Source organism: Natronospirillum operosum, assembly GCF_004768465.1.
GTDB classification, from domain to species: domain Bacteria; phylum Pseudomonadota; class Gammaproteobacteria; order Pseudomonadales; family Natronospirillaceae; genus Natronospirillum; species Natronospirillum operosum.
Window position 1 is genome coordinate 1,091,837 of record NZ_SRMF01000001.1, and the last position, 22,475, is coordinate 1,114,311.

The window sequence follows — 22,475 nt, forward strand, 5'->3', positions numbered from 1 at the left end:
CCCTTTATCATGTGGCCTGATTCACTGTAGCAGTTAGCCCGCTTTTTGACAGGTCGGTCAGCCAACTTCCTGCCCGCATGTGCTCCGGCCGATAATGGATGCGGCCATGGCCGACAGTGGTAAAGTCTCGATGGCAGCGCCACGTTCAATGGCTTCGCGCGGCATGCCGAACACCACGCAGCTGTCACGGTCCTGAGCAATGGTATGGGCTCCAGCCTGGCGCATGGCCAGCAGCCCCCGGGCACCATCATCGCCCATGCCGGTCATGATGATGCCCAGCGCATTACGGCCGGCCACGCTGGCCACCGACCTGAACAGAACATCCACCGAGGGTTTGTGCCGGTTGACGGGTGGTCCGTCGACCACACTGACCCGGTACTGGGCACCACTGCGGCGCAGCTGCATATGCCGGCCACCGGGTGCTAGCAGCACCAGGCCGGGAATCACCCGGTCGCCATCCACCGCTTCCCGAACCTCGCAGCAACACAGATGGTTGAGTCTATGGGCGAAGGCAGCGGTAAATTTTTCCGGCATGTGTTGCACGATCACGATACCCGGGCAGTCTGCCGGCAACCGGGTCAGCACTGCCTCCAGCGCATGGGTGCCGCCGGTGGATGTACCCAGGGCCACCACCTGGTCCGTGGTGTGACTCATGGCTTTGGGTACAGAGGCTGGCAGCGGAGACTGCGGCGCGGCACGCTGGGTGTGCACCGGATCAAGCCTGGCGCGAGCGGAGGCCTTGACCGCCTGCAGCATCTGGTGGCTGCCCGACTGCAGGAAGTCCTTGAGACCAATTTTGGGTTTGGTGATGATGTCGACTGCTCCGGCCGCCATAGCCTGGAGGGTTGTGTCGGCACCCTTTTCAGTCAGAGTGGAGCAGATGACAACCGGTGTAGGGCGTTCCTGCATCAGTTTACGCAGAAAGGTGATGCCATCCATTCGGGGCATTTCCACATCAAGCACAATGACATCCGGCCAGTCGCTCTGCATTTTCTGCAGTGCAAAAATGGGATCCGGGGCCACGCCGGCAATGCGGATACCCGGGTCCTGCCCCAGCACCTGAGTCAGTACCTGCCTGACAACGGCAGAATCGTCAATGATGAACACGCTGATCGGACCCGTCATGCCACGTCTCCTGAAACCGAGCCCGCCTGGACCTCCTCGGTTCGACCTTCGCCCTGCCGCAGCCAGACATCACCGGTGGCAATATCGAATACCAGTTGCCGATAGCCGGAACCGCCGAGGCTGCGGGCCAGCACACTGAGTCCATGGTGCTGCACCAGCTCCTCGGCCGCCATGATGTTTCTGCGGGCTACAGAGCTTCCTCCCGGACCTGTCTCAAACATGCTGGCGCCCCCAAAAAGCTTGGCTTCATAATTGCTCGGGTGGGTACCCTGGCGTCCGATCTCGGCCATCAGCAACTGCAGCGCATCATGACCGTACCGGGCATTGAGTGTCGCCCCCGGTTGCTCCTTGCCAGGCAGCATGTAGTGGCACATGCCGCCCAGTTTCAGTTTTGAATGCCAAAGCGTGACCGCCACGCAGGACCCCAGCGTGGTCTGGATGCGCGTATGCCGATCACCGAAATACCACTCTCCCGGATGCAGAAAAATGTCGATACCCGAGTGCGAAACCGTCGTCATGGCCTGGCCCGATAAATGGAGGGCATGACCACCTGCAATCCGCTCTGCAGACCGTTGAGCGTCTCGGAATGACCGATGATCAGGTACCCCCCGGGCTGCAGGCATTTCTGCAGCCGGGCCACGATCTGCTGCTTGGTCTCGGCATTGAAATAGATCATCACATTGCGCAGGAAGATCAGGTCAAACAGGCCTGTATCCGCCGGCAAGGCCGTATTCAGATTGATCTGCCGAAACGCCACCCTGGCGCGCAGAGCCGGCTCTATCATCAGGGTCCCTTCGGCCTGACCGATGCCCCGCAGGCAATGACGTTTCAGGCTGTGCTGCGGGATCTTGTCGGTTCTCGCCATGGGATATCGACCCGTTCTGGCTCGGTCCAGCATCTGGGTACTGATGTCGGAAGCCAGAATCTCCCAGCCGGTGCTGCCCAGACACTCGGTCAACACCATGGCTGAACTGTAGGCTTCCTCGCCGCTTGAACAGGCCGCGCTCCAGAGTCGGAACGGACGCTGCCGAGATTGCTCCGGCAGTATTCGGTCACGCAGAAACTCGAAATGCCTGGGCTCCCGAAAAAAGTAGGTCTCGTTGGTGGTCAACAGATCCACTGCAGTCTGCTTTTCGGCTGCGTCCATGCGCAGGCACTGCCAGTAGTCACCATAGCTGCTCAGTTGCAGTGCCTTCAGCCGCCGCGACAGACGCCCGGCGACCATGGTCTTTTTGCTGGCCGGCATGTGAATGCCGGCTTCCGTAAAAATCATCTGCTGGAACTGCCGGAATTCAGCATTGCTGAATGCGGACACCCCACTCGCGACAGGGACTGGCCCCGTTTCAGCTGTCGTAACCATCTCGCGGCGCATCCACAGTTGAGTCCAGTTCGGCCAACTCCCTGGTGTTCAGGGCCTGGTCAACATTGAGCAGGATGACAAACTGACCCTGCACCTTGCCCATGCCGGCAATGAAGTCGGCCCGGATTCGGGCCCCGAAACCGGGCGCAGGCTCGATCTCGGTTGGAGGAATTTCCAGCACCTCGGAGACGGCATCGACAATGATGCCGACTTCCTGCAACTGGTCTTCGTCCCCTGTGCTGCCCTCCACTTCCAGGATGACGATACAGCTGCGCCGGTTGACGGTACTTTCTCCCCGGCCGAACCGGGCCGACAGGTCGATCACCGGCACCACACTGCCGCGCAGATTGATCACACCGCGCACAAATTCCGGCATCATGGGCACGGTGGTGAGGCTGCCGTATTCGATAATTTCTCGAATGTGCAGTATGCCCACCGCAAACATCTCGTGGCCAATCTGGAAAGTCAGATACTGATTCTGATCGCCCGAGGACTCCGCAATGCGGACATCCTCGGCGCTTGTTTGTGGCTGATTCATAAAACCCCCTGCTCAGAACCGCACGTAGGTGGATGCATCGAACTCGTCGCCGTCAACGGTCGGCTCAGCCTCTTCCCTGGCCTTGCGCGGGCGAGCTGCCTGGCTGTTGCTGGCCGGTTCCAGCCGGGTCGGTTGTGCATCGTTCACCCGGAAGAAGCCCATGGCCTGCTGCAGCTGTTCCGCCTGTGAGGACATTTCCTCGGACGTCGCCGCCAGTTCCTCGGAGGCTGAAGCATTCTGCTGGGTGATCTGATTGAGCTGTTCCATGGCGCCATTGATCTGTTCCACGCCGGAAGACTGCTCACTGGAGGCTGCAGCAATTTCCTGCACCAGGTCCGATGTCTTCTGGATCGACGGCACCATTTCATTCAGCAGGCGCCCGGCACGCTCGGCCAGTTCGACCGACGACCCGGCCACCTCACCAATCTCCTGCGCGGCGATCTGACTGCGTTCGGCCAGCTTGCGCACCTCGGCAGCGACCACGGCAAAGCCCTTGCCGTGCTCACCGGCGCGGGCAGCTTCAATGGCGGCGTTCAGTGCCAGCAGGTTGGTCTGGTAGGCAATGTCATCAATGATGGAGATCTTTTCGGCAATGCTCTTCATGGCAGTGACAGTCTTGTCGACAGCCTCCCCGCCTTCGCCCGCCTCTTTGGCGGCCTTGCTGGCCATGCCATCGGTCATGGACGCATTCTCGGTATTCTGGCTGATGGAAGCCGTCATCTGCTCCATGGAGGCACTGGTTTCCTCGACACTGGAAGCCTGCTCACTGGACGCCTGGGACAGGGACTGGCTGGTTGCGTTGACTTCTTCCGACGCCGAAGCCAGATTGTCTGCTCCGGCCCGGACTTCGCTGATCACCTGGGACAGTTTCCTGACCATGGCTTCCATGGCGGCCAGCAACTGGCCGGTTTCATCACGGCTGGTGGCATTGATGCGAACAGTCATGTCACCGTCAGCCAACTGGCGGGCAGCATTGACAGCAACGGTGAGCGGCCGGGTGATACCCAGGGTAATCAACCAGGCGAAGGCCAGGCCAATCAGCAGCGCAATCACGGACAGTACCGCCACAATGACCATTGCTACTTCCACCAGACGCGTCGTGGCCACGCCCGCCTCTGCAATCATCTGGTCCTGGAAATCCAGGAAGTGCTGAATGGCATCCACGTAATGGTCGAGTTCATAGGCGGTTTCAGTAATCCACAGGCTTGAGGCCGCCTCGCGATCGCCACTGTCCAGCACATCGAAGACCTGCTGTCTGCTTTGAGCATAGGCCTGACGAGCGTCCTGCACCGCATTCAAGCGGGCCCGCCCTTCGGGAAACACAGTCAACTGATCCAACTCGTCGTAAGCGGTATTCATGCGCCCGGAAACCTCGGCAACCTGCCGATTCAAACGGTCCACTTCATTCGGGTCCGTCGTCAGCAGCAGGTTCAGCGAGGCCCGGGCATTGTTCAGGTTCATGACTCGGATCTCGTTGCCCAGATCAACTCGAGTCATTTGCGGACCGGTAAGGTTCTCCACCATCCTGTCGACCGTGAGCAAACGCTCGGCAGACACCACAGCGACAGTTGCCAAAAGCAGCAGCACAGCACCAAAGGCAATGCCCAGACGTGTGCCTATTTTCAGATTCTTGAACATTTGTGTTTCTCCACAATACAACGTTTAAGACGCCGACAGCCGGGGCCGGGCGTGGGATTGAAAGCCGCGATTTGCGGCGTCTTCTTGCCGGGCGACCTGCTGTATCAGCGTCGGTACGTCCAGGATCAGTGCCACCTGACCATTGCCCAGAATGGTGGAGCCGGACAGTCCTCTGAGATTGGAGAAGATGCCGCCCAGCGGTTTTATAACGGTCTGGTTTTCACCCAGAAGTTCATCCACGATCAGACCGGCCTTCTGGCCGCCGTGACGAACCACGATGATGTTCTGGCGCTTTCGGAGCTCACCGGACAGTTTGAAATGTGCACGCAGTCGTATCAGTGGCAGCACCTCCTGCCGCAGGTTGATGTAGTGCTGCTCCGCACCGAGTTGCTGCTCTGCACTCAGTTCCGTGCATTCCACGACCATTTCGAGCGGCACCACATAGGTGGCATCTCCGACTCTGGCCATGAAGCCGTCGATGATGGCCAGCGTCAGCGGCAACCGGATGCGGAAGGTGGTCCCCCCGAGCACACCCGGAGACACCAGCTCGACCGTGCCGCGCAGGGATTCGATATTGCGACGCACCACATCCATGCCGACACCACGTCCGGACAGGTTGGTCACCTGCTCTACCGTCGAGAAGCCGGGTTCAAAGATGAGGTTGAACACATCCTGATCGGTCAGTACCGCATCCGGTCTGACCAGTTCACGTTCCATCGCCTTGGCCAGGATGCGCTCGCGGCTCAGACCACCGCCATCATCGCTGACTTCAATAATGATGGAGCCGGACTCATGGTATGCATTCAGATGTACCCGCCCCCGCGTTGGCTTGCCCTTCTGACTGCGCGCCGCCGGTGCTTCCACTCCGTGGTCACAGGCATTGCGGACCAGATGGGTCAGCGGATCGCCGATCTTTTCCACCACCGTCTTGTCCAGTTCGGTGTCGGCACCGGTGACTACCAGTTCGATGTCCTTGCCCAGTTCGGACGCCACATCCCTTACCACGCGCTGAAAACGCTGGAAGGTCTCACCGATCGGCACCATGCGCAGATCCAGTGAACTGTCGCGAATGGCTTCCACCAGCAGGTTGAGATTGGCTGCAGATTCCCGAGCCGGAGTATCACCCGACTGTTCGGCGCCCAGAGAGACCGCCGCCGAAGAGATCACCAGTTCGCCAACCAGATTGATCAGGTTGTCCAGCTTGTCGGCCTGGATGCGGAAATGCTGTACCTGCTTGCGGCGTCGGTTCTGCTGTGACGTGTCGGCCTGCTCTTCGGCCCCCGGCGCCGCAGACTCGACCGACTCATCTGTATCGGGCTGTGCTGGCAGCGGTGCTGCTACCGGGTCGACCTCGGTAACCGGACACTGATCCTGCACCTCTATCTGGTACAGGTCACTGGCCAGTTCAAAGATGTTCTCGATGGCAATTCGATCAGCCGAGGTCACCAGGTCAATCTCGAAATCCAGATAGCAGGTCTCGGGATCCATATCCCCGAGGACGGGCAGCTTCTCTTCCAGCGTGCGCACCGCAGCCACATCACCCAGCGTGCCCAGAAAACGAATAAAACCCAGGGGGTCCATGCCATGACGCAGCGCATCGGCATGAATGCGAATGTCGATCCGGCATTTGCGGCTGGCTTCTGCGGCAACGGGCTCTGTGCTGTCAGTCTGTGCGTGAGAGCTGCCCGCACAGGAATGGAATGGTTCCAGACCCGCCAGCAGCACAACCCCGCCGGGCTGCAAGGCAGCGGCCTCTGAAGGCTCCGGCACTTCTACCAGCAGGCTGATATGGTCCCGACAGCGCAACAACAGGTTGGCCAGATCTCTGCTCAGCGCGATCTCGCCTGCGCGCAGCCGGTCCAGTACATTTTCAACCACATGCGTGAAGTCCACCACATGATCCAGACCGAACATGCCGGCCGAACCCTTGATGGTATGCACGCAACGAAACAGGGCATTCTGCAACTCCGGCTCACCTGAGCGGGACTCCATGGCCAGCAAAAGAAGTTCCATGTCGGAGAGCAGCTCCCGGCTTTCGTCCAGAAAGGTCTGCAGTGCTGTGGCCATTGTCGTCATGACGACACCTCGATACCCGCCAACGCCAGGGCATCACACACCGGCTCACTGTGATTGGTCAGGGTCACAGGTTCGCCGTCATTGACCGTCAGGCGGGCGGCGACCAGCAACCATTGCAGACCTGCCGCATCCAGTTCGGTGACCGCCGCCAGATCAACATGGCGCAACTGCCCCGAGGCAAACGCCGAGCGCAGTCCTTCAGCCGCCGCCTTGGCCTGATAGATGGTCAGTTCACCCACGACCGCAAGGCAGCCGGACTCGGGACTGAAACGCAGAGTATCCTTCATGGCCCCACCAACTTGTTGACGGCAACCAGCATCTGCTCGGGCTGAAAGGGTTTGACCATCCAGGCCTTGGCACCACCGGCCTGACCCTGCATCTTCTTGTCTTCAGCCGACTCGGTAGTCAGCATGATCACTGGGGTGAACTTGTATTCCGCACGCGCCTTCACCTCCCGCAGGAAGGTCAGGCCATCCATATTCGGCATGTTCACGTCCGAAATCATCAGATGCACCCGCTGGCCGGTGAGCTTGTTCAGTGCGTCCTGGCCATCACAGGCTTCGATGACATCGAAGCCGGCACTTTTCAGAGTAAGGGACACCACCTGCCGTATGGAGGCAGAATCATCAACGATCAGAATACTTTTACCCATAACTACAACCTCACTGTCTGCCGATGTGTTCCGGTCAAAAATGCCGGCGCAATCGATCGAATACTGCGGCGAAACCGCCTAGAAAAATGTGATCTCGCCTGTTGCCACCGGCGCCGCGACATGTCGCCCGCCCTGGCTATGGTTATTGCGCTCTTCTGCCATGGCATAGGATGCTTCCATGTCGTCCATGACGGCTGTCACATCCAGCACCTGGCCATCGCGACTGCCAATGCGTTGGGCAACACTCTCCATGCTGGCCACCACATGGCTCAGTATCTGGCCAGTGCGATCCTGAAACTGAAGCTGTATCAGTGAACTCTCGACCTGGGACCTGACCTCCTGGTTGCTCTGGCGCAGTGACTCTGCCGAGACCACCAACCTGTTACCCAGGCTGCTGAAATTGGTCAGCACCTGTCCTATGGTGGCTTCGGCCGTGTCGACGGATTTGCCGTCCCGGCCCCGCGAGTCCTGCGCAGCGTTGACCGCAGCGCGAATGGCATCACCGATATAGCGCACCTTGGTACTGATGCGCTCGCCGGTTTCTGCGGACAGGCTGGAGAGCTTGCGCACCTCATCGGCGACCACGGCAAAGCCCCGCCCATGCTCGCCGGCCCGGGCGGCCTCTATGGCCGCATTCAGCGCCAGCAGGTTGGTCTGGCCGGCGATGGTGGCTACGTCCTGCGCCATGGTGTCCAGTTCGTCGACAAAGGTATCCAGACCATTGATCTGTTTGAGGAGACCATCGCGCTCCTCAAGTGCATTCTTCAGACTGTCGACGACCGACTGCAATGACTTTTCCGCCTGACCAAAGGAACTGCCCATCCCGCCTTCCAGCGATTCGGCAACTTCGCCCGACATCTCGGTGGACAATCTGAGTTCGGTGGCCAGTTTGCCGAAGCAGCCGGAGAGATCGTTGATGGCATGTTCGGTCTGGCTGCGAGCGGTTTCGACGTGCTGGGCCCAGGTGGGCAGCAGTTGCCTGCCCAGGGCCACATGAGCTTCACGGACAGGGGCAGAGGCTTCTGCCACCCGCTCAGCATCAGCCTGCTGACGATCCAGCAGCGGCCGGTAGTATCGTCTCACGAGGGTGCGAGCCGAAACGACGGCAACAGCGGTTGCCAGACCCAGAGCCAGCATGGCGCCAAGCCGAGCCCACCACCCGGGCAGAAAAAACAGCACAAGGCCCATGGCCAGCAGGCCGGGAGCGGCTGTAATGACCATCAGTGTTCGATCGGGAAAACGTTGACTACTGCTCACGGACAACCCCTTCTTGAATGGCGCCATCTTCTCGCCAGGGGGAAATCTCCACAATCGCCCGTGACCGATATTTCACTAGGGCGCCCGGTCAGGGGGCGTAGGGGAAGGACTACCGGCAGGGGAACACCAACCCGGCCAGGTGTTTTCAGCGTTGTATACCCGTAATCAGGACAACTATACTGGCAGCCTCTGTTTCCAGTTTACAAGGCAGGCGCCCATGGTCGAGAAACCGGCTTATATCCGATTGCTGGGCATGGCGCGACGGCATGCCAGGCGACCCGATGAAGCGGAGGACATAGTACAGGATGTGCTGGTCGCGGCTCTGGCGGCCGGACGGTACGACTTTTCTTCACCTGACGATCAGCGCTGGATGGCCGGGGCCATCAAGCGACGTGCAGCCTTTGATGCGCGTTCGGCGCTCCGACGGCAACTGCGCGATACCCGCTGGCAGGCCGAGCGCCCGGAGGCAGCGGATATGCCCGACGCTACCGAGTCTGTCGCTATCGGCCCCCTCCTCCAGAACCTGGCACCTGCCCTCAGGATCACAGCGGCCCTGGCCTTGTCCGGCCATACCAGGGCTGAAATTTCCTATCTGCTCGATATCTCGGATACCGCTTTGCGCCAGCGCATCCGCAGTCTCAGAAAAGCGCTTGTACGTATTGGGGTCTCGATCCCTGCAGACATGACCAGCCTGAATCTGGATCTGGCTTACGGAACCATTCGACAGGCCCTGCAACCTTTTCTGCGCCGCCATGGTGGTACCTTTGCCAGTCATGATCCGGATGGACATCTTTTTGTTATCAAGAGCTCACAAAAGCACTGAGCGCGGCAACTAGTGTCCTGTCATACCCATAACCGGAGAGGAATTCTCAATGCTGCCCAAACCACACCGCGCTTCCATCGTCTTCTATGTCTCGGACATTGCCCGAACCGAAGCCTTTTACAATGACGTTCTCGGTATTGGTCTCGTCCGCCAGGAAGGGGCTGAACCCTTCTGGCTTCTGGGCAGCCTTGATCAGGGGCTCGAGGTCGTGTTTTTCCAGATGGATGCCGAGAGAGGGAACACACCCGCATTGATTTTCGACCTCGCCGAGGGCGGCATCGACGACATTGTGGCGCAGCTCTCTGCAAAAGGGGTGACGATCGTGACCCCTGTCGAAGAAGCGCCGGGCGGCTGGAGTGCTGATTTTTCCGACCCGGATGGGTTCTGCATGGGGCTTTGGCAGTCGGCCGAAAAACCCAGAAGCCTGGAATAGCCCCAGGGTTGATATGCACTCGTCATGAACGCTGCCCTCCGGCAGGTCAGACCCCGGGAAGGGTCTGACCTCATCGGGCACGGCAGCTCAGATATCCGGTTGTTCCATGGCGTTGTAGAGCCTATCAATGGCGCGACGCACCTCGGGCAGAGTGCGGTCGTCCTGATGGGTCACCAGCCATTGGTCATGGCCCAGTTCGGAGATGATGCCGCCCCGGCGGCGCAACTGAGGCTGTGCTGCGCCGATAAAGGTCGGCAGCAGGGCGATGCCCTTCCCGGCCAGCGCCAGATCAAGGCTGTTGCGCGGGGAATTCACTTCACAGATGGCATCGGTACCAACGGTACGCTCCAGCCAGCGGGCCGAAGGCGTATCGGCCACCACCTTGATCCAGCGATCCTGACTGCCTTCCATGGCATACGGCGCAAACTCCACCCGCCACAGTTTACGACAAACCAGTGCTTCCTCGGTTGGTCGGCGATTGCGAAAGCCTATCGTCACTTCGCGATGCGAGATGTCCAGCACCGCCTCTGCCGAAACAAACCGCAGCCGCAGGTCAGGCGGCGTGCCGGTCAGCTGGTCGATAAACTGCACCAGATGGAGAGTGGTCCAGGTGCCGGCAGATACCTTGACCAGCGGTCGAGTGCCCTGCCTGGCCGGGGCCGTCAGGCGGTAGATTCGAGGTTCGATTTCCGTCAGTGATTCCAGTAGCGCCCTGCCCTCAAAAGTCAGTTCATAACCACGGTCATGCCTGACAAAGAGATCACGCCCCATGCCCCGCTCGAGCGCAAGCATGCGCCGCCCCAGTGTGGCGGCGCTGCGTCGGGTTGATTTTGCGGCCGCCGACAGCCCACCCTCTCGCGCCACCGCCAGGAACAGCTGCAAATCGTTCCACTCCACCATCGTTTCATTCATGAAAAGACCTGATCATTTCGTTTCGTTCTGTTAATCAAAACTATCCGGTACTCTGATCCCAAGTCAACAACTGGATGATCGAAATAAGCCTGAAACTCATCATTTTTGGGGCAAAAGGTTAACGGACATGTCGATTGCCGAATACCTGACCCGATTATCCAGAGACTGCCCAAGGCCATTTCAACAGCTGAATAAACCAGGAGACCATCATGAAAGATAATGAACCACTAGGACTGGGATTCGGTCAGGTACCGTTTCCGCAGGGCAGGCGGACCCGCGAGCAGATTGAGGAAGATCACTTCATGGAATTCCACGGTTCGAACTATTGCCGCCTGTGCCACTGGATCATGAAGGTCATTCGGGCAAGCGGAAAAGCCTTCCGGGGAATGATGTGCAGACTTGATCACGCTTTGCGGCAGGAACGCTCGGAGTAGTGAACCAGATAGCATTCCCCGGAAACCACACTTGCAAATGGAGCGCTGAACGGCTAAATCTGGTGCCCTGTTCAAGGGCACCACCGCGACAAGGCGCGTCGACAACTGCACCGAAGGATTGGCAAGCCATTTCACCCGGCCGGGCGGTAGCGTGTCCGCCGCACAACCCTTCCTCATGCCCCTGTAGCAAGGCACGCGAGTGCCGACAAGGGGTCTGTCTGCACACACCTGTCAGCTAAGCCCCTTGCCGGCGCCATACATCAAGGAGAGTTCTGTGACCAATCCGGTGATTCAGGAAGAGACAACAGGATGCGGCATTGCATCGGTTGCCAACATTCTGGGCAAAACCTATTCGGAAATGAAGGCTATAGCAAATGCCATGGGCATCCATGCTGACGATCAGTCACTGTGGTCCGATACCCGGCATGTGAGGCAGATGCTTGCATGGGCCGGCATTGAGACATCCCCCACCGAAATTCCCTTCGCGTCATGGCGCGAGCTGCCTGACCTGGCACTGCTGTCGATAAAGCACCATCAGGAGAACGGCAAAGACTTCTGGCACTGGGTTGTCTTCAAGCGTGCAGATGGGCAGGACCTTGTCCTGGATTCGGCAAGTTACCTGCCTTCCAATGTTCGCACCGATTTCAATGAAATGAAGCCAAGGTGGTACATTGAGGTCAAAGGTGCCTGAGAAGGCCTGTGTCAGCGTTCCCGTTGCCGGCAGCGGCCTCGACACTGAAGGCGTGGCCAATCACCCGGAAATAGCCTCGGCACTCAACAGTGCATTGGAAGAGCTTGTGCTTGTTATCAACGAGACTTCTGGTGGTCAGCCGGATCTGACACGGAACTGAATGAAGTTGCAGAGAAGCTTCCGTTCATTGCCGCAGGGATTGCCCTGCATCAAGGCCACCTGTCCGAGGCCAAAGCGTACTTGGAGCAATGCATCTATCAGAAACCCTTGGCCAAGTCGCGAACTATAGCCTTGGGGCAACAAGCATGGCCTGTGCACCCCGGGCACGGCGACATCGCCCCCTGCCGCATACGTTGATATCTCAAAGCACAGCGATGGAATGTTGCCATGTCATATTGGAACTATCGGGTTATCCGGAGATACCACGAAGAAAGTGAAACAGAGACCTTTCACATCCATGAGGTCTATTACAGCGACGACCATAACATCGAAGCCTGGACGGCGTCAGCCATTGCCCCAATGGGCGAAACACTTCCAGAGCTGCAGGAAGATATAGAGTTCATGGCAAAGGCCTTTGAAGGCCCTGTGCTGGTGGAGAAGTCAGAAAGCGGCAAGGAAATACTGGTGGAATTCGAGGAGGTCATTCATGAAGAGAAGCGCCAGAAAAGAAGATATTGAATCAGTCTTCTCCATATATATGGATGAAGCGGTTAATCCATATCTCGGCCATGATCCGATGAAAATGGACCAGTTTATTGGGGTCTATTCGCAGTTACTGAGTAGCAAAGCGTTCTACGTGTACGAAACGGACAACAGTATCGCAGGCTTCTATAAAGCAGATCGGTATCCGGGCAGGGCCAGCCATGTGGCATACATAGGTACCTTCGCAGTGGCACCAAAGCATCACGGAACAGGTATGGCGAAGGAAATGCTTGAAAATGAAATAACTGAACTGCGCAACCAAGGCATACTGCGGATTGAAATCATTGTGGAAAGCGACAACGAAAAAGCTGTTCGTTTCTACAAAAAGATGGGGTTTGAGTATGAAGGGACACTCCGCAAGTTTTACAAGCGCTCATCTTCACCCAACTATATTGATGATTACCTGATGGCCTTGGTGTTCTAGACATTATCCGGTTCCCTGTTCAGGTCGGCCGGTAAAGGTCGACCCGAGCCGCCAGGCCCCAGGAAGTGGCCGCTACCGCCAGGCTGGAAAGCCAGATACCCAGCGCCATGGGCGTGGCACTGCCGTTCATGGCCTGACCGAGCCACTGGCCGATAATGAACGCCCCCACCACCATGACGAATGCACTGAGGGCAGAGGCTGCGCCGGCCGCCTTGGGGAAGGGAATCATCACGCTGCTCTGAGCACAGGGCTGGTTGATACCATGACTGATCATGTAGAGATAGAACGGCAGCATGAGTGCAGCGAGGTTGTGCCAGCCTGCAAGCGCGAACAACGCCATCAGGGAGCCGCCGGTTATGGAAAGCAGACCACCCAACGCCACAGTGCGCTGTACCGAAAGTCTCAGCAGCAGACGCCGGCACAGCAGCGTACCGCCGATGTAGGCGATCGCCGTAGAGAACATGAGTACCCCGTAGGCGGCAGTACTCATGCCCAGATACTCGATAAACACGAAGGACGAGGAGGCCAGAAAGATAAACAGGCCACCGTAGCTTGCGGTCTGCAGCAGCGAGAAAGACCAGAAGGTGTGGTTGCCGAGTATGGTGGACCAGGTGCGCCAGAGCCTCGCAGGTCGCAGTGAATCATGATCCGGCGCGCGCAGGGTTTCGTCGATGCGCCAGGCAATAACAGCCAGAGTAATCGCACCCATGATGACCAGAAACAGCAGTGCCGCCCGCCAGCCCAGCCAGGCTGTGATCAGCCCTCCGATGGGGGTGCTGACACAGGCGGCCACACCGAGCCCGGTCAGGGCCTGGCTCATGATGCGGGCGGCTTCCACCGGGTTATCATACAGGTCCCTGACCAGAGCGCGGGCGCACATGACGACCGCACCCATGGCTGCGCCTTGTACGACCCGCCACATAATAAGCAGCTCCATGGAGGGGGCCAGCGCAGCGGCAATGGCAGCCAGAGTGTAGGCAGCCAGCCCGACCAGCAGGATGGGGCGGCGTCCGTAGCGATCGGATACCGGCCCCCAGATCAGTTGCGAAGCCCCGAACGCCATCATCAGTGCCGACAGTGTCAGTTGCGACTGGTTGAGGCTGGCTTCCAGGCTGCTGGTTATGAAAGGCAGCGCCGGCAGATACAGATCAGTCGTCAGTGGCTGCAAGCCCAGCAGCAAGGCGAGTATCAGTACCAGAAACCGGGGTGAAGCGGACATGAAGATTTCCTGTGTCAAGATGCAGCCCAAAGAGGGCTGCCCCACTGTCTGTTGCCGGAAACGAAAAAGGCAGCCGCTTGGCTGCCTTTTCGAATTTGGATTGGGACGAGACTCAACCGGCCGGCGCCCCGGTCGTGACCCCTTGGGGTCGCTATGATCAACGAAAACCGGTTCGAGACCGACTTTACTAATTTGGAGCGGGAAACGAGACTCGAACTCGCGACCCCAACCTTGGCAAGGTTGTGCTCTACCAACTGAGCTATTCCCGCAATGGCGTCCCCTAGGGGACTCGAACCCCTGTTACCGCCGTGAAAGGGCGGTGTCCTAGGCCACTAGACGAAGGGGACGCAACCCTTCAACGGCTGCGAAGTTTACGAGGCAGGCTGGCAGCTGTCAATGGTTTTTCAGCATGAGATGAATCAAATCAACAACTTACCTGATTTCTGATAGCGCATCGGCTGCAGGGTTTCCCAGCGCTCACATTGCGGGCAATGCCAGTAGTGAGCTGCCGACTCGAACCCGCAGTGGGAGCACTGGTAGCGATTCTGCTGCGCGAATGAGGCTTTCAGTTCCTCGCTCAGACGCTTCAGGTCTTCATCACCGGAGCAATGAGCCAGGTGGTCCAGTCGCCATGCCAGCGTGTCTTCATTCAGCGGCACACTTTCCACCAGTTGAATGCCCTGATCACTGAGACCGGACTCAAACAGCAGTTCACCCTGCAACAGGCGAACCTCCGGCTGATGGTTGTACTTCTGCAATGTATTCAGCAGTGTGCGCTGTTGTTCCGGATATTGCAGAACAGCGTTTCTGGCGATAGGCCGAAACAGGTCTATTCGGCTTTCCGGCTGTGTGAGATAGCTTTGTACCAGCCGATTGAACTCGCGCCACCGCTGCTGCTGCATGGCCAGGCGCATCAACAGCAGCACGGGTCGCTGCGAGTCTTCCAGCACCTGAAGCGCCTGCCGCGCCATCACCCGAGCTCGATCAGGCTGCCGGAGCAGCATTGTTTCGGCCTGCTCGCACAACATGTGCACGTGCTCCCAGCGCAGGTCACCCTGAGCCAGGCTGCGATGGCTTTCAAACAGCTCTACCGCCTCTTCCCAGTCCTGCTCCTGCTGATAGATTTTCAGCAGCAGCCGCACGGCCTCTTCGGTCTGTTCGCCATTCTGCGCCACCAGAGAGCGCAGCAGGTCCTCTGCCCGGCCCAGTATGCCGGCCTGGAAAAAATCCCGTGCCAGCTCGAACTGGGCCCGCTGCATATTGCGCCAATGCAGGCCCGGCCGGCCGTAGAGAGACTGGTGGATATCGATTGCACCCTGGATGTCACCCTGGCGCCGATAGGTATCCGCCAGCTCCAGGCTTTCATCAAAACCCAGTTTGCCGGCATGGAACTGTTCCTCCAGCACTCTTGTGGCGGGCGTTTCATGGGAACGGGGAAAAAGGCGACCTGCAGGCTGCTGTTCCGGCGGCTTCAGGTTCCTGCGCCAACGGGCTCGACTGCTCGCGGCCACATAACCGATCACCAGGCACAGGGCACAGAGCAGAAGGACCTGGGTCCACTGAAATAAGGGCACGCTCACCTCAGACAGGTAATCACTGGGTTGTCTCAGCGCCGATCAAGCGCCTTGTTGAGTCGCTTGATCTCGCGCCGCAGGGCTCTTTGCCGGAGCCATGCCAGCATACCACTGAGCAGGGCGCCCAGCGCAATGGCCAGCAACAGCCAGACAAAAAATGGCAATGCCGGCGTGGACAGACCCATAAAACTGAGTGGGACCGGTGTCGTATTAGACAAGCCCAGGCCCAGACCTGCAAGCAGCAGGACCACCAGAGCCAGGGCACCAATGACAGATTTCATGAATTACTCTTGGCTGATGGACAGATTGACGGATTCACGCAGATCCTTGCCGGGTTTGAAATGGGGTACATACTTGCCGTCCAGCAACACGGCTTCACCGGTCTTGGGGTTGCGCCCCTGGCGGGCAGAGCGATAGTGCAGTGAGAAACTGCCGAAACCGCGTACCTCTATCCGTTCACCGTCGGAGAGCGCTTCTGCCATATGTTCCAAAATGGTCTTGATCGACAATTCCACATCCCGGGAAGAGAGGTGGGGTTGTCGTTCCGTAATGCGTTCAATCAGTTCCGATTTGGTCATCTCGCCTCCTGAAGCGGATGATTCGGACACCCGGATTTCGGGGTCCGCCTAATCTGTGTACAGACTAATCGCTTCCCATGACAAACGCAACCTGTTCATTTGCAAGCAATTTTTTCGGAATGGGCTGTTTTTCCGACCACCGGGAAAGAGCATCCATAAAAAAAGCCGGCATAAAGCCGGCTTTTCCTGACAGGTAACGCGGCGCAGTTTTACTGCTCGCGGTCCTGCATTTTCTGCTTGATCAGATCACCGATAGTGGTCGGACCAGAGGCTTCCTGAGTCTTCTCTTTCAGCTCACGAACGGCCTGCTTCTCGTCGGCCATGTCCTTCTGCTTGATGGACAGACCCACAACACGGTTCTTGCGATCCACGTTGATGATCTTGGCTTCGACTTCTTCGCCTTCATTCAGTATGTTGCGTGCGTCTTCCACACGGTCACGGCTGATTTCGGAGGCTTTCAGTACCGCGGTAACATCTTCAGCCAGCTCGACCGTAGCGCTCTTGGCGTCCACTTCGATGATCTTGCCGGTTACGATGCTGCCCTTGTCATTGATGGCCACGTACTCCGCGAACGGATCGCTTTCCATCTGCTTGATACCCAGGGAGATACGCTCACGCTCGGGATCAATGGACAGGATGACGGTTTCCAGCTCATCGCCTTTCTTGTACTTGCGTACAGCGTCTTCACCGGACTCGTGCCAACTGATGTCGGACAGGTGCACCAGACCATCGATACCACCTTCCAGACCCAGGAAGATACCAAAGTCAGTGATGGACTTGATGGTGCCGCTGACGCGGTCGCCCTTGCTGTACTTCTGCGAGAAGGCTTCCCACGGATTGGTCTGAGTCTGCTTGATACCCAGAGAGATCCGGCGACGCTCTTCATCGATGTCCAGTACCATGACTTCAACATCATCACCGACCTGAACAACCTTGGACGGATGGATGTTCTTGTTGGTCCAGTCCATCTCGGAGACGTGAACCAGGCCTTCGACACCCTCTTCCAGCTCGGCAAAACAGCCGTAGTCGGTCAGGTTGGTCACCTTGGCAGTCACCACGGAGTCTTCCGGATAGCGGGCCTTGATGTCGACCCACGGATCTTCACCCAGTTGCTTCAGACCCAGGGAGACACGGTTACGCTCACGATCGAACTTCAGTACCTTCACATCGATCTCGTCGCCGACGGCAACGATCTCGGACGGGTGCTTGATGCGCTTCCAGGCCATGTCGGTGATGTGCAGCAGGCCGTCAACGCCACCCAGATCAACGAAGGCACCGTAATCGGTGAGGTTCTTGACGATACCCTTGATGGTCTGACCTTCCTGCAGGTTGGCCAGCAGCTCTTCGCGTTCTTCGGCGTTGGCTGACTCGAGCACGGCCCGGCGGGATACCACAACGTTGTTACGCTTGCGGTCCAGCTTGATGACCTTGAATTCGAGTTCCTTGTGTTCCAGGTGCGTGGTGTCACGAACCGGACGTACGTCGACCAGTGAGCCCGGGAGGAACGCCCGAACAGTCTTGACGTCGACGGTAAAGCCACCCTTGACCTTGCCGTTGATCACACCCTTGACGACTTCGTCATCTTCATGGGCTTTTTCCAGGTCGATCCAGGCCTCGGCGCGCTTGGCCTTCTCGCGGGACAGGCGGGTTTCACCCCAGCCGTCTTCAACCGCATCCAGCGCTACCTTGACTTCGTCACCCACGTTGACTTCCAGATCACCTTCTTCGTTGATGAACTGGTTGCGTGGCACAACACCTTCAGATTTGAGGCCTGCATGGATAGTGACCCAGTCATCGTCAATGGCGACTACAACGCCGGTAACGATGGAGCCAGGCACCATCTCAATAGTCTTCAAGCTCTCTTCAAAGAGTTCAGCAAAGCTTTCGCTCATGTGTTATCAGTTCCTAATCGATCAACGGCTTGTCTATGCAAGCTTTTCCGCACGCCAGCTCGTCCGGGTCAATCCAACAAAGCACCGGTGCCTGCTCATTGCTGGATAAGAGCAGACAGGCACACCAATTCCTCCCCTGCAGGAGAGAAGGGGCGTATTGTACAGATTATGGGCAAGATTGAAAGGGGCTATCCGTTGCCTGAACGGTCACTGAAAACCAGGCCCTGTCGGCTGCAAACCAGCCAGTGCGTGCAGTTGTTTCAAAACAGGCCGCGGGCGCGCGCCTGCTCCATGATGGCTTCCAGCACGGCTTCCACATTCAGATGCGTGCTGTCGACGGTAATGGCGTCTGTAGCTGGTATCAACGGCGAGTCCTTGCGGTTGCGGTCACGCTCGTCACGGGCCTGCACATCGGCCAGCACGGCCTCGAAGTCGGCTTCGCCGCCACTCTCTCTCAACTGGGCCACACGCCGACGAGCACGCTCTTCGGCACTTGCGGTAAGGAATATTTTCAGCTCGGCATCCGGAAACACTACCGTGCCCATATCGCGCCCGTCGGCTACCAGCCCCGGCGCCACGCGGAAGGCGCGCTGGCGCTCGAGCAGCGCCTGGCGCACCTCGGTATGGGCCGCCACGCGGGATGCCGCACCGCCGGTCTCTTCCGTTCGCAGCACCCGGGTCACGTCATCGCCTTCCAGCAACACCTGGCCGCTGTCGGGATCAAAATGAATATCCAGGTGCGCGGCAACCAGAGCCACGTCTTCGGCACGATCAAGATCGATGCCGTGGCTCAGCGCCGACAGTGCGGCCAGACGATACAGCGCCCCGGAATCGAGAAAATGCCAGCCCAGGCGGCTGGCCATCAGTTGGCTGAGCGTCCCCTTGCCGGCCCCGCTGGGACCATCGATAGTCAGCACGGGTGCCTTGTCTTTTGCATGACCTGCCATGGTATCTACCCTGCTCTCTCGTCCAGTAGACGGGAAAAATAATCTCGTGCATGTTTGGCCCGGCTGAATACCCCGGACAATGTCTTGCCGTCCCGCTGTGCCAGAGCCTGCCTGACAGTTTGCAGATGGTCCATATAACGGTCCAGCACGTCCAGTGTGGCCTCGTCATTGGCCAGAAAAATGTCGTGCCACATGGTCGGATCACTGGCGGCTATACGGGTAAAATCGCGAAAACCACCGGCCGCATAATGGAAAATCTCGTACTTTTCGGACTCCTGCGCCAGGCTGTCGACCAGAGCAAAAGCCAGCAGGTGCGGCAGATGACTGGTCGCCGCCAGCACTTCGTCATGCCGGTCTACCGTCATCAATTGCACACTGGCACCCACCTGCTCCCACAGCCAGCGCACCGCTGCCGTGGCTTGCGGGTCGGTATCGACTTCCGGCGTCAGAATGACCTGGTGGCGATCGTAAAGTGACGGGTCCGCCGCGTCCACACCGCTGTATTCGGAGCCCGCTATCGGATGCCCCGGCACCAGCCAGGCAGGCAGGGTGCCGAACACATCCAGCGCCGCCTGACGGACACTGCCCTTCACACTGCCGACATCAGTCAGCACGGTAGTGCCATTGTGCAGTGTCGGCGCCAACTGTTGCATCAGCGCCGGCAGAGTCAGCACCGGCGTCGCCAGTACCAGTACATCAACCCGGCTGCAGAGTTCCGGCAGGGCGTCGACCACCTCATCTATATAGCCCAGTGCCAGGGCCTTCTGTGCGGATTCGACATGGCTGTCCGTGCCCAGCACCCGCAGGGGCACGCCACGCTGACGCAGGGCCGAGGCCAGTGAAGCCCCGATCAGGCCCAGACCGACAATGCCCAGTGTATTGATCTGCTGCGGCTCTGCCTGTGTCATGTCAGTGCCCGGCCAGAATCTCTTCCAGAGCGCTCAGGAATACCCGATTCTCCTGCGCGGTGCCAATGGTCACACGCAGCCCGTCGGGAATATCATAGCTCGCCACCGGCCTTACAATGATGCCCCGGCGCAGCAACTGATCATAGATTCGTGCGGCATCATCAACGTGGAAAGTAATAAAGTTGCCGACCGAGGGAATGGCACTGAGGTTCAGCGTGCGCAGGCCTTCGGCAAGCTGGCGCATGCCCTCCCGGTTGACTCTGCGGCTTTCGGCCAGAAAGTCGTTGTCGCGCAGGGCGGCAATGGCGGCCGCCTGGGCATAGGCATTCACATTGAACGGTTGCCGCACCCGGTTCAGCAGGTCGGTAATGGTGGCCGACGCCACGCCGTAACCCACGCGCAGGCTGGCCAGACCGAAAATCTTGGAGAAGGTTCGGGTCACCACCAGGTTGGGGTGCCGGTCGAGCAGGGTCAGGCCGTTCGGGTAGTCAGCCTCTTCCACATATTCGAAGTAGGCTTCATCCAGCACCACTATGACCTGTTCCGGCACTGCCGCCAGCAGTTGCTCCAGCACCCCGCGACCAACCCAGGTACCGGTCGGGTTGTTGGGGTTGGCAATGAACATCAGCCGGGTACGGTCGGTCACGGCGGCAGCCATGGCGGCCAGGTCATGGCCATAGTCCTGCGCCGGCACCATAACCGGCCGGCCGCCCACGGCCTGTGTTACCAGCGGGTAAACAGCAAAGGCATGCTGGGAGAAAACAACTTCGTCGTCATGGTCGACGAAGGTCCGGGCCAGCAGCTCCAGAACATCGTTGGACCCATTGCCCAACGTCAGACACTCGGACGGCACATCCAGAAAGGCCGACAGCGCTGCCTTGAGCGCAAAGCCATTGCCATCCGGATAACGCCCGACATCTTTCCACACGCGCTGCAGCGCTTCCGACACTGCCGGGCTGGCGCCCAGCGGGTTCTCATTGCTGGCCAGCTTGATAATGCGCTCCAGCCCCAGTTCACGCTGCAGCTCTTCTACCGGTTTGCCGGGCACATAGGGTGCCAGTGTGCGCACGCCTGCTCGAGCCAGCGCTCTGAAATCTGTGGTCATACATCACCTGTTGTCTTCTCGGGCAGCGTCCTGCTGCGTATCAGAGTACGGCCATGGGGTAGGACCCCAGCCGCTTGACTTCCACCGCTCTTTCTTCAACATCCCGCAGCGCCTGCTGCACATTGTCGTCGTCCATGTGGCCCTTGAAGTCGATAAAGAACACATAGGCCCAGGTACCGCTGGGAGCCGGCCGGGTTTCCAGCCGGGTCATGTCGATACCATGACGATTGAAGGGCTCCAGCAGACTGAACAGCACCCCGGGGCCATTGCGCATGGACACGATGATGCTGGTCTTGTCCTGCCCGCTGCGGGGCACGGACTCGCGTCCGATGATCAGGAAGCGGGTCGAGTTGTCCGGCTGGTCTTCGATCTTGGGCGAGATAATTTCCAGATCATACAGTTCGGCGGCCATGCTGCCGGCAATGGCGGCGGCATTCCACTCGGTATTGACCCGCCGCGCTGCGTCCGCATTGCTGCTCACCGGCACCCGCTCCACGTGCGGCAGGTGGGCGTCCAGCCACTTGCGGCACTGCGCCAGCGACTGCTGATGCGAATAGATGCGGGAAATGGCCTCACGCCGGGTATTGGGCCCGATCATCAGGTGCTGGTGGATGCGCAGTTCCACTTCGCCACAGATCTTCAGGTTGGAGTTGAGGAAGGTATCCAGGGTGTGGTTGACCACGCCCTCGGTCGAGTTTTCGACCGGCACCACGCCATAGTTGACGGCGCCGGCTTCTACATCGCGGAATACTTCATCGATGGCGATCAGCGGGCGGGTCTCCACCCACTGGCCAAAGTGCTTGATCACGGCCTGCTGGGTAAAGGTCCCCTCGGGCCCCAGGTAAGCCACCTGCAGCGTATTCTCGAGCGCCAGGCAGGCCGACATGATCTCCCGGAACAGGCGAGCCATGTCTTCCTGGCCCAGCGGACCGGTATGGCGCGCCATCACGCGTTGCAGCACCTGGGCCTCACGCTCTGGACGATAGAACAGCGGTGGCTCATCGCCCTTTTGCCGGGCCCGGGTTTTGACTTCGGCAACACGCTGGGCACAGGCTGCCCGGTCACTGATCAGTTGCTGGATCTGTTCGTCCAGTGCGTCGATCTGATCTCTCAGCGCCAGCAGTTCCTCCGTATCCGCAGAGGATTCCGTGCTGGCCGAGGGTGCCTTTTTCTTGTCCGCCATTTTC

General features: G+C 58.9%; 26 protein-coding genes and 2 tRNA genes. 7 read left to right on the forward strand and 21 right to left on the reverse strand.

All coding sequences use genetic code 11. The features are described from left to right. Window positions 1-57: 57 nt before the first annotated feature. From E4656_RS05080 to E4656_RS20455, 9 genes are all read right to left on the reverse strand, one after another. A complete protein-coding gene (locus E4656_RS05080; RefSeq protein ID WP_135481730.1) occupies window positions 58-1,125 on the reverse strand; it encodes a protein-glutamate methylesterase/protein-glutamine glutaminase in 1,068 nt (355 codons plus the stop codon). Further along, window positions 1,122-1,643, reverse strand: coding sequence for a chemotaxis protein CheD (locus E4656_RS05085; protein WP_135481732.1), 522 nt, complete (start codon window positions 1,641-1,643; stop codon window positions 1,122-1,124). Before E4656_RS05085 ends, E4656_RS05080 begins: the two co-directional genes overlap by 4 nt. After that, window positions 1,640-2,497 carry a CheR family methyltransferase gene (locus E4656_RS05090; protein WP_338089999.1) on the reverse strand — a complete coding sequence of 286 codons (858 nt, stop codon included), beginning with the start codon at window positions 2,495-2,497 and terminating at the stop codon, window positions 1,640-1,642. The genes E4656_RS05085 and E4656_RS05090 overlap by 4 nt, the downstream gene beginning before the upstream one ends. Then, window positions 2,469-3,023 (reverse strand): chemotaxis protein CheW, encoded by a 555-nt coding sequence (locus tag E4656_RS05095; RefSeq protein WP_135481736.1) that lies wholly within the window; start codon window positions 3,021-3,023, stop codon window positions 2,469-2,471. The genes E4656_RS05090 and E4656_RS05095 overlap by 29 nt, the downstream gene beginning before the upstream one ends. Window positions 3,024-3,035: 12 nt before the next feature. After that, window positions 3,036-4,661 carry a methyl-accepting chemotaxis protein gene (locus E4656_RS05100; protein WP_135481738.1) on the reverse strand — a complete coding sequence of 542 codons (1,626 nt, stop codon included), beginning with the start codon at window positions 4,659-4,661 and terminating at the stop codon, window positions 3,036-3,038. 24 nt (window positions 4,662-4,685) lie between these two features. Beyond that, complete coding sequence (locus tag E4656_RS05105; protein ID WP_135481739.1) at window positions 4,686-6,737, reverse strand: chemotaxis protein CheA; 2,052 nt, start codon at window positions 6,735-6,737, stop codon at window positions 4,686-4,688. After that, window positions 6,734-7,024: an STAS domain-containing protein gene (locus E4656_RS05110; RefSeq protein WP_135481740.1), complete on the reverse strand. Its 291-nt coding sequence runs from the start codon at window positions 7,022-7,024 to the stop codon at window positions 6,734-6,736. Before E4656_RS05110 ends, E4656_RS05105 begins: the two co-directional genes overlap by 4 nt. Continuing rightward, complete coding sequence (locus E4656_RS05115) at window positions 7,021-7,389, reverse strand: response regulator (protein WP_135481741.1); 369 nt, start codon at window positions 7,387-7,389, stop codon at window positions 7,021-7,023. The genes E4656_RS05110 and E4656_RS05115 overlap by 4 nt, the downstream gene beginning before the upstream one ends. A 78-nt stretch (window positions 7,390-7,467) precedes the next feature. Then, a complete protein-coding gene (locus E4656_RS20455) occupies window positions 7,468-8,646 on the reverse strand; it encodes a methyl-accepting chemotaxis protein (RefSeq protein ID WP_240753896.1) in 1,179 nt (392 codons plus the stop codon). Window positions 8,647-8,863: 217 nt separating this feature from the next. On the opposite strand from E4656_RS20455, the gene E4656_RS05125 reads away from it, so the two are divergent. Together E4656_RS05125 and E4656_RS05130 are read left to right on the forward strand one after the other, a co-directional pair. Next, window positions 8,864-9,469 (forward strand): RNA polymerase sigma factor, encoded by a 606-nt coding sequence (locus E4656_RS05125; RefSeq protein WP_135481744.1) that lies wholly within the window; start codon window positions 8,864-8,866, stop codon window positions 9,467-9,469. Window positions 9,470-9,518: 49 nt separating this feature from the next. Further along, window positions 9,519-9,902: a VOC family protein gene (locus E4656_RS05130; protein ID WP_135481745.1), complete on the forward strand. Its 384-nt coding sequence runs from the start codon at window positions 9,519-9,521 to the stop codon at window positions 9,900-9,902. An 87-nt stretch (window positions 9,903-9,989) separates the two neighbouring features. Here the strand turns inward: E4656_RS05130 and E4656_RS05135 are convergent, their stop codons facing one another. Continuing rightward, window positions 9,990-10,814, reverse strand: coding sequence for a LysR family transcriptional regulator (locus tag E4656_RS05135; RefSeq protein ID WP_135481747.1), 825 nt, complete (start codon window positions 10,812-10,814; stop codon window positions 9,990-9,992). 209 nt (window positions 10,815-11,023) lie between these two features. On the opposite strand from E4656_RS05135, the gene E4656_RS05140 reads away from it, so the two are divergent. From E4656_RS05140 to E4656_RS05155, 5 genes are all read left to right on the forward strand, one after another. Continuing rightward, window positions 11,024-11,248: a hypothetical protein gene (locus tag E4656_RS05140; RefSeq protein ID WP_135481749.1), complete on the forward strand. Its 225-nt coding sequence runs from the start codon at window positions 11,024-11,026 to the stop codon at window positions 11,246-11,248. Between the two features lie 274 nt (window positions 11,249-11,522). After that, the gene (locus tag E4656_RS05145; protein ID WP_135481750.1) at window positions 11,523-11,939 is read left to right on the forward strand and encodes a hypothetical protein; all 417 of its coding nucleotides are present in this window, start codon (window positions 11,523-11,525) and stop codon (window positions 11,937-11,939) included. Then, the gene (locus E4656_RS20200; protein ID WP_167855943.1) at window positions 11,932-12,099 is read left to right on the forward strand and encodes a hypothetical protein; all 168 of its coding nucleotides are present in this window, start codon (window positions 11,932-11,934) and stop codon (window positions 12,097-12,099) included. The genes E4656_RS05145 and E4656_RS20200 overlap by 8 nt, the downstream gene beginning before the upstream one ends. A gap of 227 nt (window positions 12,100-12,326) precedes the next feature. Next, the gene (locus tag E4656_RS05150; RefSeq protein WP_135481752.1) at window positions 12,327-12,617 is read left to right on the forward strand and encodes a hypothetical protein; all 291 of its coding nucleotides are present in this window, start codon (window positions 12,327-12,329) and stop codon (window positions 12,615-12,617) included. Beyond that, window positions 12,586-13,065 carry a GNAT family N-acetyltransferase gene (locus tag E4656_RS05155; protein WP_135481753.1) on the forward strand — a complete coding sequence of 160 codons (480 nt, stop codon included), beginning with the start codon at window positions 12,586-12,588 and terminating at the stop codon, window positions 13,063-13,065. Before E4656_RS05150 ends, E4656_RS05155 begins: the two co-directional genes overlap by 32 nt. 19 nt (window positions 13,066-13,084) lie before the next feature. On the opposite strand, the gene E4656_RS05160 is transcribed toward E4656_RS05155, so the two are convergent. From E4656_RS05160 to pheA, 11 genes are all read right to left on the reverse strand, one after another. After that, window positions 13,085-14,284: a Bcr/CflA family efflux MFS transporter gene (locus E4656_RS05160; protein WP_135481755.1), complete on the reverse strand. Its 1,200-nt coding sequence runs from the start codon at window positions 14,282-14,284 to the stop codon at window positions 13,085-13,087. A gap of 193 nt (window positions 14,285-14,477) precedes the next feature. Beyond that, window positions 14,478-14,553 (reverse strand) — tRNA-Gly (locus E4656_RS05165). Between the two features lie 2 nt (window positions 14,554-14,555). Further along, window positions 14,556-14,631, reverse strand: a tRNA-Glu gene (locus tag E4656_RS05170). Between the two features lie 72 nt (window positions 14,632-14,703). After that, on the reverse strand, window positions 14,704-15,858 hold the full coding sequence (locus E4656_RS05175) for a hypothetical protein (protein ID WP_135481756.1): 1,155 nt from the start codon (window positions 15,856-15,858) through the stop codon (window positions 14,704-14,706). 32 nt (window positions 15,859-15,890) lie between these two features. Beyond that, window positions 15,891-16,139: a lipopolysaccharide assembly protein LapA domain-containing protein gene (locus tag E4656_RS05180; RefSeq protein WP_135481758.1), complete on the reverse strand. Its 249-nt coding sequence runs from the start codon at window positions 16,137-16,139 to the stop codon at window positions 15,891-15,893. A gap of 3 nt (window positions 16,140-16,142) precedes the next feature. Beyond that, the gene (gene ihfB / locus E4656_RS05185) at window positions 16,143-16,436 is read right to left on the reverse strand and encodes an integration host factor subunit beta (protein WP_135481759.1); all 294 of its coding nucleotides are present in this window, start codon (window positions 16,434-16,436) and stop codon (window positions 16,143-16,145) included. Window positions 16,437-16,645: 209 nt separating this feature from the next. Then, window positions 16,646-18,328, reverse strand: coding sequence for a 30S ribosomal protein S1 (rpsA, locus tag E4656_RS05190; protein ID WP_135481760.1), 1,683 nt, complete (start codon window positions 18,326-18,328; stop codon window positions 16,646-16,648). 260 nt (window positions 18,329-18,588) lie between these two features. Then, window positions 18,589-19,275 (reverse strand): (d)CMP kinase, encoded by a 687-nt coding sequence (cmk, locus tag E4656_RS05195; protein WP_135481763.1) that lies wholly within the window; start codon window positions 19,273-19,275, stop codon window positions 18,589-18,591. A 5-nt stretch (window positions 19,276-19,280) separates the two neighbouring features. Next, entirely contained in the window at window positions 19,281-20,183 is a 903-nt protein-coding gene (locus E4656_RS05200; protein WP_135481765.1) for a prephenate dehydrogenase/arogenate dehydrogenase family protein, read from the reverse strand. Window position 20,184: 1 nt separating this feature from the next. Further along, window positions 20,185-21,288, reverse strand: a complete 1,104-nt coding sequence (gene hisC, locus E4656_RS05205; RefSeq protein ID WP_135481768.1) for a histidinol-phosphate transaminase — start codon at window positions 21,286-21,288, stop codon at window positions 20,185-20,187. A gap of 40 nt (window positions 21,289-21,328) precedes the next feature. Then, entirely contained in the window at window positions 21,329-22,471 is a 1,143-nt protein-coding gene (gene pheA / locus E4656_RS05210) for a prephenate dehydratase (RefSeq protein WP_135481770.1), read from the reverse strand. Between the last annotated feature and the right edge of the window lie 4 nt (window positions 22,472-22,475).